Below are 17,925 nucleotides of genomic sequence, written 5' to 3'. Positions count from 1 at the left end.
CGGCGGCGCCGGTCCGCCGGCGGCCCTCCCGCTCCGCCGGAACGGGAGGGCCGACCGCTCAGCCGGCCGGCCGGGCCCGGATCGCGGCGACGAGTTCGCCGACGCCCCGCTCCCTGAGCACGCCGTAGTGGTCGCCGCTCACTTCGACGACGACCGGCGGCGCGGCCGAGTACCCCGAACTCCCCTCGATGAAGGAGTAGTCGTCACCGGCGGCCTTGACGATGGTCACCGGCGCGGCCAGCCGCCGCTGCGCGAGCTCGCCGAAGGTGTAGTCGAACTCGTAGGTCTCCCCGACGATCCGGGCGATCCGGCGGATCAACTCCTCGCCCAGCTCCGGCAGCAGGCGGTGCACGAAGGCCGTGAAGCCGTCCTCGTCGTGCGCCTCGGCCAGGCAGGCCTCCAGGTCGGGCCCGCGGACCGAACCGGCGAACACCGAGTAGAGGATCGCCACGTAGGCCGGGTCGCGGTACGAGGCCTCGCGTCCGTGCCGCTCGCCGCCGCCGCGCCGCAGCTCCGGGTTGCCGGGGCAGATCAGCAGCAGGTCCGCGACCCGCTCGCCGGCCTGCTCCAGCTGCCAGGCCGTCTCGAAGGCGACCCGGGCGCCGAAGGAGTAGCCCCACAGGGTGTAGGGGCCCTCCGGCCGCACCCGGCGGATCTCGGCGAGGTCGGCCGCGGCCATCTCCCGGATCGTCGGGTACGGCGTCTCACCGGCGTTGATGCCGTGCGCCTGGATGCCGTAGAACGGGCGGCCCACGGTGCTCCCGAGCAGCCGCAGGTTCATCGGGTAGCCGCCGAGCCCCGGCCAGCAGAACACCGGGTCGCCGGTGCCCGCGCGGTGCAGCGGCACCAGCCGCGAGCCGGGCTCACCGGTGTCCTCGTCGATCCGGGCGGCCAGGTCGGCCAGCCGCGGGCTCTCGAAGAGGACCTGCAGCGGCAGCCGGGTGCCGAACTCCCGGTTCAGCCGGTTGATCAGCGCCACGGCGATCAGCGAGTTGCCGCCGGCGGCGAAGAAGTCGTCCCGCACCGAGACCTCCTGGTACCTCAGCGCCCCGCCCCAGGCCGCCGCGAGCCGGCGCTCGGTCGGCGTCGACGGCGCGACCTTCGGCCCGCCCGCGTCCGCCGTCCGGACCGCCTCAGCGGCGGCCAGCGCCTTCGCGTCGACCTTGCCGTTGGCGGTCAGCGGCAGCTCGTCCAGGACGAGCACCCGGTTGGGGAGCATGTAGTCGGGCAGGACGGCGGCCAGTTCGTCCCGGACGATCTCGGCCGGACCCTTCATGTGGACGGCGTCCTCGATCATGCCCTCGCTGCGGATCTGCTCCTCGCTCACCTTCCCGCCGAGGAAGAAGTACGACGGGCCCGGCGCGATCCCGCAGGAGGCCAGTACCGCGTCGATCCGCCGGGCGGACGGCAGCGGGTGCCCGGACTTCGAGCTGTAGCCGGAGGACATGAACCCGAGGCCGAGGGCGAGGCCGCCCCGCTGGAGCCGGTGCAGGGCCGTGCCGAGACCGAGGTACTCCAGCCACGGCTCCTCGGCCCGGCCGACGGCGGTGATGCCGAAGCCGGCCCGCTCGTACACCTGCTGGTTGATCGCGATCACGTGCCGCGACCGCACCAGCTCGTCCGAGATCCGCGCCAACCCGCCGTCCGTCCAGCGGTACTGGCCGGCGGCCAGGCCCTCGACGCCACCGGGGTGGGCCTGGACGTAGTACTCGGTGCGGTCCGCCGCCGGCCGGCCGTCGGCGGGCACGATCGCGAAGGTGCCGAGGTAGTGGTCCTCCTCGGCCACGTCCAGCCCGGCCCGGACGGACGGCAGCAGGCCGACCGGCCGGACGGCCAGCCCGTGGGCGGGCAGCACCTCCTCGAACACGCCCAGCATGTGACCCGCCTCGAACTCCAGCACCTCCAGGATGTTGTTCCGGTAGACGGGCGCGATCGCGCGCCGCTTGCCGAGGAAGTGCACGGTGAGGCCCGGGCCCCCGGTACCCTCGCCGACCCGGACCAGGGCGTGGTCGACCGGGTGGTAGTAGTACACGCCGGCGTCGAGCCCGCCACCACCGCCGGTCTCCAGGTACAGCTGGGTGGCGTACAGCGCGCCCGGGGAGGCGTACGCGTACTTCGGCAGCAGCCGCTCCGCGCTGTGGAACTGGCCGAACCACCGCAGGATCACGCCCAGTTCGGCGAGGTCCGGCTCGCCGGTGCGCGGCGTGACGGGGCCCGCCGGGGCGGCCGGCGGTGCGAGCAGCGCCAGCAGGTCGTCGCGGGTGACCCGGCCGCCCTCGTAGAAGCGGTAGGTCTTGCGGGCGAAGGTCTCGCGCCGCTGCCGCTCGCTCTCCCGCCCGCCGGGCAGCGCCACCACCGGCCGGCCGGCCAGTTCGGCGGCGTCCCGCACCCCGGGGTCGGACAGCTGCGCCCGGACCTGGAGCCGGCTCGCCTTGGACTGGTGGTGGCCGCCGTGGTTGCCCTGGTCCATCAGGGCCGCCTCCTTGGGGTTCAGTTCGACGCAGGCCACCAGGTTCCGGTGGCCCGTCCGGGGGTCGTCGGTGACGATCGCCGCCGCCCGGCGGACCCAGGTGTGCTCCTCGATGGCGAGCGCGATCTCGTCCAGCTCGACCCGGTAGCCCCGCAGCTTGACCTGGTTGTCCACCCGGCCGGCGCACTGGAGCGTGCCGTCCGGGTTCCAGTGGGCGAGGTCCCCGGTGCGGTACAGCCGCTCGCCCGGGAGGTGGGGCGAGGCGACGAAGCGCTCCGCCGTCAGGTCGGGCCGGTTCAGGTAGCCGCGGGCGAGCTGGACACCGCTCAGGTAGAGCTCGCCGGTGGCGCCGGGCTCCACCGGCGCCAGGTCCCCGTCGAGCACGAAGCAGTGGGTGCGGTCGACCGGCACGCCGATCGGCACCGACCCGGCGTCCTCGCCCACGGCGGCGGGGTCGACGAGGTGGGCGGTCGCGTTGATGGTGCACTCGGTCGGCCCGTAGAGGTTGACCAGCGCGGCCCGCGGCAGCTCGGCGGTGAGCGCCCGGGCGAGCCGGCGCGAGAGCGCCTCGCCGCCCGAGTACAGCCGCCGCAGCGTGCCGCAGTCGCCCAGCCGCTCGGTGTCCAGCAGCGCCTGGAGCAGGGTGGGCACGCACTGCAGCGTGGTCACGCCGTACTCCCGGACGGTGTCGATCAGGGCTTCCGGGTCCCGGTAGACGCCGGGGGCGCCGAGCACGACCCGCGCGCCGCCGGCCGGTGCCAGGATCTCCCACTGCGCCGCGTCGAAGCTCATCGGCGTCTTCTGCAGCACGGCGGCGTCCGGCCCGAGGTGGCCGCCGGCGACCAGCCAGCGCAGCTGGGACACGATGCTCCGGTGCTCGATCATCACGCCCTTGGGGCGGCCGGTGCTGCCCGAGGTGTAGATGACGTAGGCGAGCGACTCCGGCCGGGGGCTCGCCGGGCCCCGGCTCTGGTGCGGGAACGGGTGCGCGCCGTCGGCTCCGGCCGCGCCGGGTGTCCCGGGCGCCCGGTCCGGGCCGGCGGGGACGAGGATCCGGGTGCCCGGCGGGACGAGCCCGGCCAGCCGGGTGCGCAGGTGCTCCTGGGTGACGATCACCCCGGTCCGGCTGTCCTCGATCATGTAGCGGATCCGGTCCTCGGGGTACTCCGGGGAGAGCGGCAGATAGGCGGCCCCGGCGTAGAGGATGCCCCAGGCGCCCACCATCAGCTCCGGCGAGGGGTCGACGTAGAGGCCGACGCAGTCGTCGGCCGCCACGCCCAGCTGGTGCAGGTGGACGCCCAGGCCGGCGGCGGCGGCGCGGAGGTCCCGGAAGCTGAGGTGTGCGTCGTGGCCGGTCACGGCGACGGCGTCCGGCCGCTCGGCCACCTGCCGGTCGAGCAGGTCGGGCAGGCAGCGGGCGCGGCGGGTGTCGTGGAGGGTGAGCTGCGCGGACTGTGCGGACATGTGGGTTCCCCATCGGGTGGCGAGGACGGATGACGTCGCCCGTCGAGGCGGGCGTGTCATCCAAGCTCCGCCACCCGGTGTCCCGGCCGCCTGGGGCACCGGCCGTCTCTTCCGCCCGGCCGCCGTCCGGCCGCGTCCGGGTCATGTCCCGGGCGTCGCGCCCCGGCCCGGGACCGGCGGCCCGCCGGTGGGTGCCCGGTCAGCCCGGTACGTCGCCGTGGCCCACCGGGTCCGGTACCGCGTCCAGCAGGGCGGCGCCGTTGTTGCGGACGCTGTTGACGGTGGTGGAGACCGCCCGGACCGCGAGTTCGTCCCCGGCCGGGGTGTGCAGGAGCCGCCGGAGCTCCACCGGGTCGTCGTGCTCCGGGTCGAGCCAGGCGTCCAGGTCGGCCGGGCCGATGGTGAGCGGCATCCGGTCGTGGACGCGGCCGGCCGCGTCGGTGGCGTCGGTGGTGATGATCGTGGCGGTGGTGAGCCAGGCCGCCGGGTCGTCCTCGGGCAGCGAGCGGTCCCGCCAGAACTCGTACAGCCCGGCCATCACCAGCGGGCCGCCGGCGCGGGGGTGGAGGTAGTAGGGCTGCTTGTAGGCCTTGCGGCCCTCGGCGGCGGGCACCCGCCCCCACTCGTAGTAGCCGTCGGCGGGCAGGACGCAGCGGCGCTTGGCGAAGGCGGAGCGGAAGGCGGGCTTCTCGTGCACCGTCTCGGCCCGGGCGTTGATCAGCCTGGCGCCCGTGGCCGGGTCCTTGGACCAGGAGGGGACCAGGCCCCACCGCACCGGGCGGAGCCGGCGGGCGAGTTCGCCGCTCTCGCGGTCGACCCGTTCCAGCACCGTCCACACCGGGTCCGTGGGGGCGACGTTCCAGCTCGGCGCGAGGGTCTCGGCCGGGTTCCAGCCGGTCACCCCGAGCAGGCCGAGCAGGTCCTGGGGCGTGGTGGTGGAGACGAATCGGCCGCACATGGGCGCCACTCTGCCACCACCGGGCCCCCGGGGCCACAGGCGCGGGCCCGGCCGGAGGCGGTGTCAACCCGGGGCCGGCGCCCGGGCGCCGGGCCGTCCGGGTGCCGGCGGGCCCGGTCCCGGCGCGGCGCCCGGGCGCCCGCCCGCGCCGGGTGGCGGCTCAGTGGCGGGCCGGGCGCCACATGGTGGAGACGGTGTGGCCGGACGGGACGGTGATCCGGTCGAGTTCGGTGAAGCCCGCCCGGGCGTAGCGCTCGTTGTTGGCGGGGTTGCAGGACTCCAGGTAGGCGGCCGCGCCGAGGGCGTCGATCCGGGCCAGGTTCTCGGCGAGCAGGCCCATGCCGAGGCCGTGGCCGCGGTGGTCGCCGTGGGTGGCCAGCAGGCTCAGGAAGAAGTGCGGTTCGCTTCTCGGGTGGGCCGCTTCGAGGTCCGCGAGGATCGCGAGCAGGCCGTCGGCGGTGGCCCGGTCGGTGATGCCGACCAGGAAGTCCTCCAGGCCCTCCTCCTCGTCGGGGCTGAGGTCGTGGCCGCCGGGCGGGATCCACAGCGCGGCGGACTCCACGTTCGGCGTCACCAGGGTCCAGGGGTAGCGCAGGGCGGAGGTGGCGAACAGGCGCCACATCGCGGAGGCATGGGCCGCCCGTCGCTCGCGGTCGGGGAACGCCGGGCCCCAGAGCGGGTCGTCGAAGAACGCGGAGGTCAGGGTGGCGACGATCGCGTCGATGTCGGCGGAGGTCGCGGTGCGGGCGGTCACGGGTGCGGTCGGTCGGTTCAAGACGCCACCTTCGGGAGGCCGGGAGAGGGTGATCGTCAGCGTACGACGGTGCCGGGGGCGCCGGGCGGGACGGGACGCGCGGACGGGCGCCGTCCCCCCGCGCGGTGCGGGGCGGACGGCGCCCGGGGGGCCGGTGCGGGCTCAGCCGAGCCGGCGGGTGAGCGGCGCGTCGGCGCGGGTGAACAGGACGGCCAGCAGTCCGGCGAACAGCGGGACGGCGACGGTGGTGAGCCCGATGTTCGCCCAGGGCACCACGATCGTGCTGCTGCCCGCCTGGTTGGCGACGTCACGGGCCATCAGCAGGGCGACCGCCGGGACGAAGCCGTTGATCGTGCCGAGGGCCGCGCCCAGGACGGCGATCAGCGCGCACTGGATGCCGGACAGGGTCCGGCGGATCCCCGGCGGCGCGCCGACCGCGGCGAGGGTCGCCTGGTCGCGCCGGGAGTCGGCGGCGGCGAGGCCGGTGGCGATGCACGCGGCGCCGAGCACGACCAGGGCGGCGAAGCTGGTGAGGGCGATGGTCGGTACGTCGCTCTTCGGCTCGAACCCGCGCTCCACGTCGAGCAGGGCGCTCGGCAGGATGCGGTCGGCGGTGGCCGCGGCCCGCTGCGTCGCCTTGCGGTCCGGCGCGGTGGACGGCAGCCAGACCGAGCCGCTGGGCTTCGTCGTGAGGCCCAGTCCGGTGATCGTCCGGGTGCCGATGACGCCGACCCCGTACCGGGCGGCGGTCGGGTTCTCGACCACGACGGCGTCGACGGGGATCTCCCGGATCTCCTGCGCCGGGGTGGCGCCCGGCTGCGGCGGGGCGGTGAAGCCACCCGTCAGCTGGAGCACGAGCTTGTCGCCGCTGAGCAGGGAGCGGTCGAAGACCACGGCCTTGCCGGCGGCCAGCGCCTGCTCGGCGGCCGGGTCGCGGACGGCGAAGGCGTTGTGCAGGACGGTCGCGTCGCCGACGACGAGGGCCCGGGAGCCGAAGCCGACCCCGCCCTTGACGGTGACGTTGCTGGAGCACTCCGCGCACCACGAGTAGACCGCGGTGCCGAGGTCGGCGCGTTCCCCGAGCTCGGGCAGGTCCTGCTCGATGGCCGCGCGCACCTGGGGGAGCAGCGGGCTGTCGGTGAGCACGCCGAGCGAGACGGAGTTGACCGGGCTGTGCGGCCGGTAGGAGGCGGCGTCCATGACGTCGCTGCTCGCGGTGTAGAGGCCGATCGCCACCGAGCCGGCGACGGCGGCCATCACGGCCGCGATGGCCGGGGCGGTGCGGCCGCGGTGGCGGGCCGAGTCGCGCAGGGCGAGCCGGCCGCCGAGCGGCAGGAACCGGGCGAGCCGGCCGCAGAGGGCGATCAGTACCGGGGTGAGGGCGAGCAGGCCGAGTTCGGCGGTGGCCGAACCCGCGAGCACCATCAGGGTCATCTTGTCCAGGCCGGCGAAGACCGGGATGCCCCGGCCGGTGCCGTCGTTGGTTCCCACGGCGAGCAGCGCGACGGCCGCGCCGGAGACGAAGAGCACGATGCCGGCGGCGGTGGTCCAGCGGCTCGGCGGCCTGACGGTGTCACGGCCGGTGAGGCCGGCGGTGACGCTCTGCCGGGCGGCCTGGAGGGCGGGCAGCGCGGCCGCGAGCAGCGCGGTGACCACGCCGACGACCGCGATGGCGAGCAGGTCGGGCGCCTGGACGCCGAAGTGGCCGAACCGGCTGCCGCCGGTCTCCTCGATCCACGACCGGGTCAGGGCCACCAGGCCGGTCCCGAGCACCACACCGGTGACCGCGCCGACCGCGCCGAGCACCAGGCCCGAGCCGAGGACGACGGAGGCGATGTGGCCGCGGTCGCCGCCGCTCGCGCCGATCAGGGCGAGCTGCCGGCGGGACCTCCGGGCGCCGACGGCGAAGGCGGGCCCGGCGAGCAGGGCGACCTCCAGCAGGGCCATGCCCGCGACGGTGCCGACCACCACGGCCTTGTCGGAGCGCAGCGGGCTGCTGGAGCCGAACTCCAGCCGCTGGTAGGTGATCTGGGACTCGGACGGCGGGTCGAGCGCCACCGCGCGGGAGGTCGCGGTGAAGCCGTACCGGTTGAGCTTCTTGACGCCCTCCCAGTCGAGGGTCGCCCCGGCGGGCAGTTTCAGCAGCCAGGCCGGCTTGCCCGGGGTCGAGCGGTCGCCCGCCCCGGTCGGTGGCTTGGCGGCGGCCGGCGCGGCCGCGGCCAGCGGGGCGAGGACCTCGCCGGGGCGGCCGACGAACTCGACCTTGGCGAGGTCGTCGGGGTGCTCCACGACGCCGGTCAGGGTGAACGGCGTCTTCTCCAGCCCCTTGAGGGTGGTGGTCTGACCGAGGCGCAGGCCGGACTCGGCGAGGAACTCCCGGGTGACGGCCGCCTCGTGCGCGGCGTTCGGGGTGCGGCCCTCGACCAGGTCGAGCCGGCCCTTCCAGACCGGATCGGTGAGGTCGGCCTCGGCGGTCTCGGTCCGGACCAGGCCGTTGGGCGAGCCGGCGCTGGCGTTGAGACCGGCGGCGGCCGGCAGCAGGGTCGAGCCGGGCAGCAGCTCCTTCAGCAGCGCGGCCGGGTCGGCGCCGGCGCTGCGGGTCTGCTCCGGGGTCGGTCCCTGGTCGGCCCGGACGCCGATCGCGAGCGCGCCGTCCTCGGCGAACGGGCGCTGCTGGACGGTGCTGCCGAGCTCGTAGGCGGTGACGAGCGCGTCGGCCCCGCCGGCCAGCCGTTCGACCCGCTCCACCGGGGCGAGCTGGCCGCTGCGGTAGACGATGTCGGCGCCGGCCACGCCGAGCACGGGCAGCGAGATCATGGCGATGACGAGGGCGCTGCGGCCCTTGGCGCGCAGGGCGTCGCGGCGGGCGATCCGCAGCGCGACCTTCAGTGGTCCGAGCTTCATCCGGTGGCCTCGATCCGGTTCCCGTGGCGGGCGGCCATGGTCTGCAGGCTCTCGACGCTGCGGCCGAAGCCCTCGTCGACGATCAGCCCGTCGCGGAGGAAGACGACCCGGTCGGCCCAGCTGGCGTGCCGGGGTTCGTGGGTGACCATCATCGCGGCGGCGCCGGCGTCGCAGCGGGCCCGCAGGACGCCCAGGACGGCTTCGCCGTTGGCGGAGTCGAGGGCGCCGGTGGGCTCGTCGGCGAGGACGAGGCGGCGCTCGCCGACCAGGGCGCGGGCGATGGCCACGCGCTGCTGCTGGCCGCCGGACATGTCGTCGGGGTAGCGGCCGGCCAGCTCGGGGATGCCGAGTTCCTCCAGTGCGGCCAGTGCCTCACGGCGCGTCACCCGACCGGAGATCCCGTCGAGTTCGCGCGGCAGCGCGATGTTCTCGGCGGCGGTGAGGGCCGGGATCAGGTTGTAGTCCTGGAACACGTAGCCGATCGAGCGCCGCCGGGCCGCGGCGAGCTTCTTGCGGCTCAGGCCGCCGAGTGCGACGCCCTCGACCAGGACCTGGCCGGTGGTGGGGGTGTCCAGGCCGCCGGCGAGGGTGAGCAGGGTCGACTTGCCGGAGCCGGATGGGCCCATCACGGCGACGAACTCGCCGGCCTGCACCTTGAGGTCCACGCCGCGCAGCGCGTGCACCTCGGCCGCGCCGCGGCCGTGCACCCGGGTGACGTTGTCCAGGTGCAGCACCGGGGCGGCGCCGTTCCTGGACGGACTGGTTTCGAACATGGGTCCCCCTTTGAGACAGGGCATCAGGAAGCCTTCGGCGGGCGGGGCGGGGCGCCTCCGGCCGGACCGGCTTTGCATACCCCGTATGTATATCGCACCTGCCGAGCAAAAGTATATGCAGGTTGCCGACATATCTTGTCCGCTGGACGGTCACGATTCTGTCCGGGCTCGGTCCGACCCCCGGCGGGGCGTCCGCGACCGCCCCGCCGGACCGGGTGGGACGGCTCGCGCCGACGGGGGAGCGAGGCGGCAGGAGGAGGCAGCAGGAGCAGGAGGGGCAGTCACCGTTCGGGCCGGCGGTCGTCAAGGTGCCGTCAAGGAAGGCCTGTTGTGCGTACGCCCCGCGTCAAGGCCGGCCCCGGCCGGGGCGGACGGGGCTCCACTGGAGCTGCGGGCCCGCACCCCGGCGGCCCGCCGGTACGTCGGAAGGAACGTCCACCATGAGCGACACCCAGGCCCTCTTCGGCCACCCCGGCGCCACCGCGGGCACCGCCGTGCGGCGCCCGCTCGCCGTCGTCGAACGCGATGCCGTGCCGCCGCGCCGCCGCGGCGGCCCCGCCCCGGTGCCCGACGTCCTGGCCGGGGCGGACGAGGAGGGCGACGAGCCGTCCGGGGCGGCCGGCCGGCAGTGGCGCGGCCGGGCGGCGCACTGCCGGATCGCCCTGCAGTACCTCGACTGACGCCGCCCGCGCCGGGCGGGACACCGCCGGCGCCCCGCCCGCCCCGCCCCCGCCCGCAGGAGCCGCCGCCATGACCGTCCTTCCCGCCCCCGCCCCCGCTCCCGTCCCCGTCCCCGCCCCCGTCCCCGTCCCCGCTCCCGCCCCCGCCCCCGTCCCCGCGCCGGAGGCGGCGGCGCCCGTACCGGCGGGGGCCGCCGAACCGCTCGGCGGCCCGTGGCCGGCCTCGGCGCACGCCGCGCCCGGTGGGGACCTGCTGGTCGGCGGGGTCGGCCTGGCCGAGGCCGCCGACCGGTTCGGCACCCCGCTGTACGTCCTGGACGAGGACGAGGTGCGGGCCCGCGCCCGCGCCTACCGGCAGGCCCTGCCGCACGCCGACGTGCTCTACGCGGCCAAGGCCTTCCTGTGCGGCGCGATGGCCGACTGGGTCGGCGAGGAGGGCCTCGGCCTGGACGTCTGCTCCTCCGGGGAGCTCTCGCTGGCCGCCGCGGCCGGGTTCCCGGCGCAGCGGATCCTGCTGCACGGCAACGCCAAGACGCCGGAGGAGCTCCGGCTCGCCCGGCGGCTGAGGGTCGGCCGGATCGTCATCGACGGACCGGGGGAGATCGCCCGGCTGGCGGCCCTGGTGGCCGCGGACACCCCGCAGCGGGTGCTGGTCCGGGTGGTTCCGGGCATCGCCGCCGGCCACCACGAGGCGGTGCGCACGGGTGTCGGCGGCCAGAAGTTCGGCCTCCCGATCGAGGGCGGGGACGCGGCCGACGCGATCGCCCGGGTGCTGGCCCAGCCCGGCCTCGACCTGGTCGGCCTGCACTGCCACCTGGGCTCCCAGATCACCGGGGTCGAGCCCTACCTCGCCGCCGTGGACACGGTGGTGGCCTTCCTGGCGGAGCTGCGCGAGCGGCACGGCGTCGAGCTGCCCGAACTGGACCTCGGCGGCGGCCACGGCATCCGCTACCTGCCGGGGGACGACGCCTTCGACCTCGCGGACTTCGCCGCCCGGGTGCCGCGCCGGCTCGCCGAGCGCTGCGCCGGGGCCGGGCTCGCGGTGCCGCGCCTGGTGATCGAGCCCGGCCGGGCCGTCGCCGGGCCGGCCGGGGTGGCGCTCTACCGGGTGCTGTCGGTCAAGCACGGCGCGGACGGCCGGGTCTTCGCCGCCGTCGACGGCGGCATGAGCGACAACCCGCGGCCCGCGCTCTACGGCTCCCCGTACACCGCGCGGCTGGTCGGCCGGCGCTCCGACGCCCCGGCGGCCCGCGTGGACGTGGTCGGGCGGCACTGCGAGGCCGGCGACGTGCTGGTGCGGGGCGCCGGCCTGCCGGCCGACCTGCGGGCGGGGGACCTGCTGGCCGTCCCGGCGGCCGGCGCCTACCAGTTCTCGATGGCCTCCGGCTACAACCTGGTCGGGCGCCCGGCCGTCGCCGCCGTCCGGGACGGCCGGGCCCGCCTGCTGATCCGCCGTGAGACGGTCGAGGACTTCCGGGCCCGCGAGGTCGGCCGCTGACCGGCCCCGCCCGGGACGGGCGCGAACACCCCCTAGGCCCGGTGCACGACCTCCCCGCCGACGACGCTCAGCTCGACGCGCGCCTCCGGGATCGCCTTCGGGTCGACGGCGAACAGGTCCTCGGAGAGCAGGACGAGGTCGGCGAGCTTGCCGGGGGTGAGCGAGCCGAGGCGGTCGTCCAGGAAGTTGGCGTAGGCACTGCCGAGGGTGTAGCCGCGCAGCGCGGTGGCCAGCGAGACGGTCTCACCCTCCATCCACGGCTCCCCGCCGGCCAGGCCCCGGCGGGTGACGGCGGTGTAGAGGCCGACCAGCGGGTCCATCTCGGCGACGTTCCAGTCGCTGGAGAAGGCGAGCGTCGCCCCGGCCTCCTGGAGGCTGCGCATCGGCCAGGCCTTGGACCAGCGGCCCTCGCCCACCGCCTCGGCCCAGTCCTTGCCGGGGCCGGCGATGTCGGGGGAGCAGTGCCGGGGCTGCATGCAGGCGACCACGCCCAGCTCGGCGAAGCGGGAGACGTCGGCCGGGTCGAGGCACTCGACGTGGACCACCTGGTGGCGGGCGTCGCGCGGCCCGTTGACCCGGCGGGCGTGCTCGACGGCGTCCAGCACGGTGCGGATGCCGCGGTCCCCGGTCGCGTGCACGAAGGCCTGGAAGCCGGCCGCGTCGAGCGAGGTCAGGAGCTCGGCGAACTCCTCGGCGGGGTAGAAGGTCTCGCCCCGGTGGCTGTGGTGGCCCGCGTAGGGCTCCAGCAGCGCGGCGGTGTGCGGCTCCACCACGTCGTCGATGTACAGCTTCAGCGGGCCGACCCGGAAGCGGTCGCCGGTGTGGCGGCGGGCGGCCGCCGCGAACTCGGCGAGTTCCGCCGCGGTGGTGCCGCGCGGGTGGAACAGCGCGGCGACCAGGCGCGAGCGCAGCCGGCCCTCGGCGATGGCCCGCTCGAAGAGGGCGAGGTCGTCGAGCGAGTTCTGCGGTTCGACGACGGTGGTGATGCCGTAGCGGGCGGCCATGTCGAGGCTGGCGGCGAGCCGCCCGTACTGCCGCTCGGGGTCGGCCCACGGCACCCCGGCGGCGCGCAGCGCGCGGTGCCCGTCGCGGGAGAGGCCGCGCACCGCGAAGTCGGTGAGGAACCCGGTGGGCTCGCCGGTCGCCGGGTCCTTCCGGACGGTGCCGAAGGCGAGTTCCCGGGTCTCGGCGGTGATGCCCAGGCGGCGCAGCGCGGCGGTGTTCAGCCAGGCGGTGTGCACGTCGTAGCTGAGGACCAGGGCCGGGTGGTCGCCGGTGTAGGGGTCGAGGTCGGCCGCGGTGGGCATCCGGCCGCCGGGGACGGCGGTGTAGTCGAAGGCCTCCGCCTCGATCCAGTCGGCGCCGGGGTTGCGCTCCAGCCACCGGCCGATCCGGCGGCCGATCTCGGGCAGGTCGGTGGCGCCGGCGAGTTGGACGCAGGCGGCGTCGGAGCCGAGCCGGACGTGGTTGTGGCTGTCGACGAAGCCGGGCACCAGCAGGCGCCGCCGGCCGTCGACGACCTCGGTGCCGGGCCCGGCCAGGGCCCGCCAGTCGTCGCCGTCGCCGACGTGGACGATCCGGCCGTCGCGGACGGCGACCGCCTCGGCGCGCGGCCGGCGGTCGTCCACGGTGTGGACGTGGGCGTTGTGGACGATCAGGTCGGCGGGGCGGTTCACGAGAACTCCGGAGCGGTGGCGGGAGCGGAAGCGGGGGTGCGGTCGGTGACCGAGAGGCCGGCGGCGGCGCCGAGCGGGGCCTCGGCCTGGTCGGCCGGGAGGCTGAGCACCCAGTGGGTCGCGCTGCGCGGGCGCAGGTAGAGGAACCAGTAGAGGACCCCGACGAGGAGCACGGCGAGGGTGATCAGCAGGTCCCGGCCGGCCTGTTGGGTGAGCGCGTAGCCGAGCACCACGGTGGTGAGCACGGGCGCCACGGGCCAGAGCGGCATCCGCCAGGCGGGCGCGCCCCGGTGCCGGCCGCGCCGGGCGAGCAGCGCGGCGACGCCGAGCAGCAGGTAGATGACGGCGACCACGACCCCGGTGAAGCCGAGCAGCGCGTCGATCGGGACGGTCAGGGCGAGCACGGCGCCGGGCGCGCCGATCGCGAGGGTGGCGACCCACGGCGAGCCCCAGCGCGGATGCAGGGTGCCGAGTGCCCGGTTGACCGGGTCGGGCCAGGTGCGGTCGCGGGCGGAGGCGTACAGCACCCGGCCGTTCTGGATCACCATGACGATGACGGCGTTGAGGATCGCGGCGGCGATGCAGAGGCTGACGAAGGTGCCCACCGTGCTGCCGGCCCAGGAGTCGACGATGGCGACCAGGTCACCGGCGGCCAACTGGTCGGGCGACGCGACCCCGAGGCAGATCGCCACCACCGGGACGGTGATCACCACGACCCCGGCCAGCAGCGACCAGAGCACCGTGCGGGCGACCGTGCGGCGCGGGTCGCGCAGGTCCTCCGAGAGGTAGACGGCGGTGCCGAAGCCGTTGTACGTGAACATCGCCACGGCCAGCCCGGACACCAGTAGTCCGAGGGTGAACGGTCCGGTGCCGCCCTGCCCGTCCGGGACGACGGCGTGCACCAGTGAGGAGACCGGCTGGTGGACGTGGGTGAAGCCGAGCACCGCGACGATGCCGGCGGCGAGCACTTCGAGTCCGAGGAAGATGCCGGTGATCAGCGCGTTGGACTTGATGTCCAGCACGCCGACCGCGACGGCCAGCGCCATCACGGCGGCGCCGGCGACCGCCGGGTCCAGCGAGAGCACCGAGCCGAGGTAGTCGGCGGTGCCGAGCGCGATGATCGGCGGGATGACCAGCAGCGAGACGATCGAGATCATGAAGACCAGCCAGCCGGCCAGTCGCCCGAGCACCTGGCCGACGATCGAGTACTCGCCGCCGGCGCTGGGCACCAGGGTGCCGAGTTCGGCGTAGCAGAGGCCGACGCCCAGCGAGAGCACGGCGGCGATCAGCAGGCTGATCACGGCGCCGCTGCCCTGCGACATCAGCAGCGGGGGCACCACGATGAAGAGCGACGAGGCCGGGGTGACGCAGGACAGGGTGAGCAGGACCCCGCCGAAGACGCCCAGGGAGCGGGGGAGCGCCTCGACCGCGGGCCGGGGGGAGCCGGCGGGCTGCGGGGGACCGGCGGGCCGGGGGCCGTCGGCGGTCTGTGGGGGAGGGGAAGAGGCCATCGGGGGACCGGACTCTCTCACGGGGAAGGTGTCCGACCATTGAAAGGCTGGTGAAAAGAAAGCGTCAAGGGCTCTCTGCTGTCATTTCGCCCAGAGAATCAGTCCTGATCTGCGAATCATTTGCCGATCATCATTCAGGGCTGTCGAATGCCGGTCCGATGGGCAGATCGTAGGTGTAGGACTCCTTGACGATGTCGAGGTGCACCCAGGACTCCGAGCGCGTCACGCCGGGCAGTCCGCGGAGCGCCTCCAGACCGTGCAGCAGGGCCGGGCGGTCGGGGGCGTCCAGCCCGCAGACGAGGTCGAAGCGGCCGTAGCCCGAGGCCACGTAGTTGACGCCGGGCAGCGCGGCGGCGGCCTCCGCCACCTCCCGGGCCGGTCCGAACACCCCGAGCCCCACCCCGGCGGCCTCCCGGACGCCGAGCGCCCGCGACTCCACCAGGCCGGTGACGTGCACCGCGCCGACCTCCAGCAGGCGCAGCACCCGGGCCCGGGTGGCCGGCTGGGAGAGGCCGATCCGGTCCGCCAGCGCCGCGAAGCTGGCCCGCCCGTCGGCCTGGAGGAGTCCGAGCAGCCGCCGGTCGGTCCCGTCCAGGGCGAGCGGCGCGCCGGTCCGGAGGCCCGGGCCGGACGGCGCGTACGCGTCCCGGACCAGCTCGGTGCAGCGGAACACCTCGACGCCGCGTACCCCGGGCACCGCCCGCAGTGCGGCGAACTCGCGCTCCAGCGCCGCGTCGTCGGCCACCCGGAGCTCGGCGATCACGCTCCGCCGCCCGGCGGTGCAGGAGACGAAGCTGGCCGCCCGCCGGCCGGCGGCCGCCACGGCCACCGGCCGGGCCGGGCCGGCCACGTCCAGGGAGGCGTGGGCGACGGTGGTGATCCCGGCGACGGCGGGCGGCACGATGCCGACGATCCGCACCTCGCCCCGGGTCAGCAGCCGCTGCACCCGGGCCCGCGCGGCCTCCCGGGAGATCTCCAGCAGTTCGGCGAGCCGCTGGTAGCTGACGCGGCCGTCGCGCTGGAGCTCCCGTACGAGGGCGGCGTCCGTGGTGTCGAGCACGTGGGGCTCCCGGGGCGGCGGGGTGGCTGGTCCCGGCAATCTATCCGGCCGCGGCGGGGCCGGGCCGGACGGGTCCGCGCGACCGCGCCGGGGGGCGGAGGGTTACCGCAGGTGGGGCCCGTCGTTGTCCAGGCATGAGAAACGACCTCCAGGCCTTCGCCCTCGCAGGCGAAGAAACGATTCCTCATGAGCAGGCACCGATCTTCACGCACCTCGTCGCCCTCTGGATCGGCTACGGGCGGACGGTGCCCGGCCACGTCGACCAGGAGTGGCACCGGCTGGTCCAGCCACCCCGGTTCGCCCCGCCGGCCCTCGGTGCCACCGGTCCCGCCGGAGAACCGGAATGACCGGCCGGGAGACGCCGCACGTCCCCCCGCAGCGCTCCGGCGCGGAGGCGACGGCCCTGGACCTCGACCTGCGGGCGGTCGTCTGTCCGGGCCTCACCGTCTGCGTGAAGGCCCGCCTGCGCTACGACGTGGCCGAGCCGTACGCGGTCTACCTGGACAGTCACGTCGACCGGGCGGAGCCGATCACCTGGATGTTCGCGCGCGAGCTGCTGGCGGCGGGGACGACGCGGGAGGCGGGCATCGGCGACGTGTCGGTCCGCCCGGGCACCGGCGAGGACGCCGGCACCGTGCTGGTCGCGCTCGGCGGCGACGAGGGCAGTGTCGTGCTCCGGGCCCGGGCCGCCGAGGTCAGGGTCTTCCTCGGGCGCACCGACCGCCTGGTCCCGCCCGGCCGGGAGCACGAGTACCTCGACCTGGACGGGCTCGTGCGCCGGCTGCTCGACCACGGCAGGCCGGGGCCGTGACCGGGGGCGGAAGCGGAAGGTGCCCGGCTGCCCGCGCGGGCGGGGCGGTGGACCGGAGGGGCGGCCGGGAGCGGTCGGCCGCGGCGGGCCGTCGGCGCGGAGCCGTCGGCGCGCGGGCGGTGCGCGGGGAGCGACCGGGCGGCGGAAGGCGAGGAGGCCGCCGCCCCGGGCGGGGTCAGCGGGTCTTGGCGGGCGGCGTCGCGGCGGCCTGCTGCTCGTTCTTCTCCTTGATCCGCACGGCCTCCTTGCGGACGTCGGCCTGGATGGTGCGCTCGCGCTCCAGCCAGGTGGGGTTCTCGGTCTTCAGGGCCTCGATCTGCTCGGTGGTGAGCGCCTCGGTGACGCCGCCGCGGGCCAGGCCCGAGACGGAGACGCCGAGCTTGGCCGCGACGACCGGGCGGGGGTGCGGGCCGTTGCGCCGCAGCTCCTGGAGCCACGCGGGCGGGTCGGCCTGCAGCGTGTTGAGCTCCTCGCGGGAGACCACGCCCTCCTGGAACTCGGCGGGGGCGGCGTTGAGGTAGATGCCCAGCTTCTTGGCGGCCGTGGCCGGCTTCATGGTCTGGGTCGTCTTCGACTTGAGCGATGTCATGGTCACTAGGGTAAGCGAGTGAGTGGCGGCCCCGATCACGGTCGGTAGCCTTGCAGCGTGACAGAGATGCAGGCGAACCCCTCGTTCCGACTGGTGTACGTTCCGGGCGTGACGCCCGGTAAGTGGGTGCGCGTCTGGGAGGAGCGGCTGCCCGACGTCCCGCTCACCCTGGTCGCGGTACCGGTGGCGGAGGGCGCGGCGACGCTGCTGGCCGACGCCGCCGACGCGGGGCTGGTCCGGCTCCCGGTGGACCGGGACCGCCTCAGCGCGATCCCGCTCTACACCGAGGCCACGGTCGTCGTGTTCCCGAAGGACCACTGGCTGGCGGCGGCCGACGAGGTGCCCCTCGCGGACCTCGCCGAGGAAGTGGTCTTCCACCCGCTGGACGACACCCTGGGCTGGGCGGAGCTGCCCGGCCGCCCGGCGATCGAGCGCCCGGCCACCACCGCGGACGCGATCGAACTGGTGGCGGCGGGGGTCGGCGTCCTCCTCGTCCCGCAGTCGCTCGCCCGCTTCCACCACCGCCGGGACCTCACCTTCCGGACGGTGTCGGACGCCCCCCAGTCGCAGGTCGCCCTGGCCTGGCAGCTGGACCGGACCACCGACCTGATCGAGGAGTTCATCGGGATCGTCCGCGGCCGGACGGTCAACAGCTCGCGCGGCCGGGGCCAGACGCCCCCCGCGGCCGAGCAGCCGAAGAAGGCCGCCGCCGGTGGCGGCCGCCCGCGCGCCGGCTCCGGCAAGCCCGCGGCCGCGGGCCGCTCCGGCGGCGGGAAG

14 protein-coding genes are annotated in these 17,925 nt (G+C 75.7%); 5 read left to right on the top strand and 9 right to left on the bottom strand.

What is annotated here, in order from left to right; genetic code table 11:
* Positions 1-58 precede the first annotated feature (58 nt).
* The 5 genes from ACFWA9_RS31985 to ACFWA9_RS31965 all read right to left on the bottom strand — a co-directional run bounded on the left by ACFWA9_RS31985 (position 59) and on the right by ACFWA9_RS31965 (position 9,323).
* On the bottom strand, positions 59-3,934 hold the full coding sequence (locus ACFWA9_RS31985) for an amino acid adenylation domain-containing protein (RefSeq protein WP_380391783.1): 3,876 nt from the start codon (positions 3,932-3,934) through the stop codon (positions 59-61).
* A gap of 199 nt (positions 3,935-4,133) precedes the next feature.
* Positions 4,134-4,892 (bottom strand): SOS response-associated peptidase, encoded by a 759-nt coding sequence (locus ACFWA9_RS31980; protein ID WP_380391780.1) that lies wholly within the window; start codon positions 4,890-4,892, stop codon positions 4,134-4,136.
* 160 nt (positions 4,893-5,052) lie between these two features.
* Positions 5,053-5,667, bottom strand: a complete 615-nt coding sequence (locus ACFWA9_RS31975) for a GNAT family N-acetyltransferase (RefSeq protein WP_380391777.1) — start codon at positions 5,665-5,667, stop codon at positions 5,053-5,055.
* Positions 5,668-5,808: 141 nt separating this feature from the next.
* Positions 5,809-8,550 (bottom strand): FtsX-like permease family protein, encoded by a 2,742-nt coding sequence (locus tag ACFWA9_RS31970; protein ID WP_380391774.1) that lies wholly within the window; start codon positions 8,548-8,550, stop codon positions 5,809-5,811.
* Positions 8,547-9,323, bottom strand: coding sequence for an ABC transporter ATP-binding protein (locus tag ACFWA9_RS31965; RefSeq protein ID WP_380391771.1), 777 nt, complete (start codon positions 9,321-9,323; stop codon positions 8,547-8,549). The genes ACFWA9_RS31970 and ACFWA9_RS31965 overlap by 4 nt, the downstream gene beginning before the upstream one ends.
* 440 nt (positions 9,324-9,763) lie before the next feature.
* Between ACFWA9_RS31965 and ACFWA9_RS31960 the strand changes: the two genes are divergently transcribed.
* Positions 9,764-10,003 carry a hypothetical protein gene (locus tag ACFWA9_RS31960; RefSeq protein ID WP_380391768.1) on the top strand — a complete coding sequence of 80 codons (240 nt, stop codon included), beginning with the start codon at positions 9,764-9,766 and terminating at the stop codon, positions 10,001-10,003.
* A gap of 70 nt (positions 10,004-10,073) precedes the next feature.
* The gene (gene lysA / locus ACFWA9_RS31955; protein ID WP_380391766.1) at positions 10,074-11,501 is read left to right on the top strand and encodes a diaminopimelate decarboxylase; all 1,428 of its coding nucleotides are present in this window, start codon (positions 10,074-10,076) and stop codon (positions 11,499-11,501) included.
* Positions 11,502-11,533: 32 nt separating this feature from the next.
* Here lysA and ACFWA9_RS31950 read toward each other — a convergent pair whose 3' ends face one another.
* From ACFWA9_RS31950 to ACFWA9_RS31940, 3 genes are all read right to left on the bottom strand, one after another.
* Complete coding sequence (locus tag ACFWA9_RS31950) at positions 11,534-13,177, bottom strand: amidohydrolase (protein WP_380391764.1); 1,644 nt, start codon at positions 13,175-13,177, stop codon at positions 11,534-11,536.
* Positions 13,174-14,688 carry an APC family permease gene (locus ACFWA9_RS31945; RefSeq protein ID WP_380391761.1) on the bottom strand — a complete coding sequence of 505 codons (1,515 nt, stop codon included), beginning with the start codon at positions 14,686-14,688 and terminating at the stop codon, positions 13,174-13,176. Before ACFWA9_RS31945 ends, ACFWA9_RS31950 begins: the two co-directional genes overlap by 4 nt.
* A 130-nt stretch (positions 14,689-14,818) precedes the next feature.
* A complete protein-coding gene (locus ACFWA9_RS31940) occupies positions 14,819-15,748 on the bottom strand; it encodes an Lrp/AsnC family transcriptional regulator (RefSeq protein WP_380391758.1) in 930 nt (309 codons plus the stop codon).
* Positions 15,749-15,882: 134 nt separating this feature from the next.
* Here ACFWA9_RS31940 and ACFWA9_RS31935 point away from each other — a divergent pair, with 134 nt between their 5' ends.
* Both ACFWA9_RS31935 and ACFWA9_RS31930 read left to right on the top strand, forming a co-directional pair.
* On the top strand, positions 15,883-16,095 hold the full coding sequence (locus ACFWA9_RS31935; RefSeq protein ID WP_359810949.1) for a hypothetical protein: 213 nt from the start codon (positions 15,883-15,885) through the stop codon (positions 16,093-16,095).
* Positions 16,092-16,559 (top strand): SsgA family sporulation/cell division regulator, encoded by a 468-nt coding sequence (locus ACFWA9_RS31930; RefSeq protein ID WP_352290854.1) that lies wholly within the window; start codon positions 16,092-16,094, stop codon positions 16,557-16,559. The genes ACFWA9_RS31935 and ACFWA9_RS31930 overlap by 4 nt, the downstream gene beginning before the upstream one ends.
* Positions 16,560-16,734: 175 nt before the next feature.
* Here the strand turns inward: ACFWA9_RS31930 and ACFWA9_RS31925 are convergent, their stop codons facing one another.
* Positions 16,735-17,148 carry a DUF5997 family protein gene (locus ACFWA9_RS31925; RefSeq protein ID WP_352290855.1) on the bottom strand — a complete coding sequence of 138 codons (414 nt, stop codon included), beginning with the start codon at positions 17,146-17,148 and terminating at the stop codon, positions 16,735-16,737.
* A gap of 57 nt (positions 17,149-17,205) precedes the next feature.
* On the opposite strand from ACFWA9_RS31925, the gene ACFWA9_RS31920 reads away from it, so the two are divergent.
* A partial coding sequence (locus tag ACFWA9_RS31920) for a LysR substrate-binding domain-containing protein (protein ID WP_380391755.1) occupies positions 17,206-17,925 on the top strand: 720 nt, incomplete at its 3' end.

Source organism: Kitasatospora sp. NPDC059973 (assembly GCF_042737525.1).
GTDB lineage: Bacteria > Actinomycetota > Actinomycetes > Streptomycetales > Streptomycetaceae > Kitasatospora.
The sequence above is the reverse complement of the archived record's forward strand: the minus strand, read 5'-3'. Positions and strand labels throughout refer to the sequence as shown.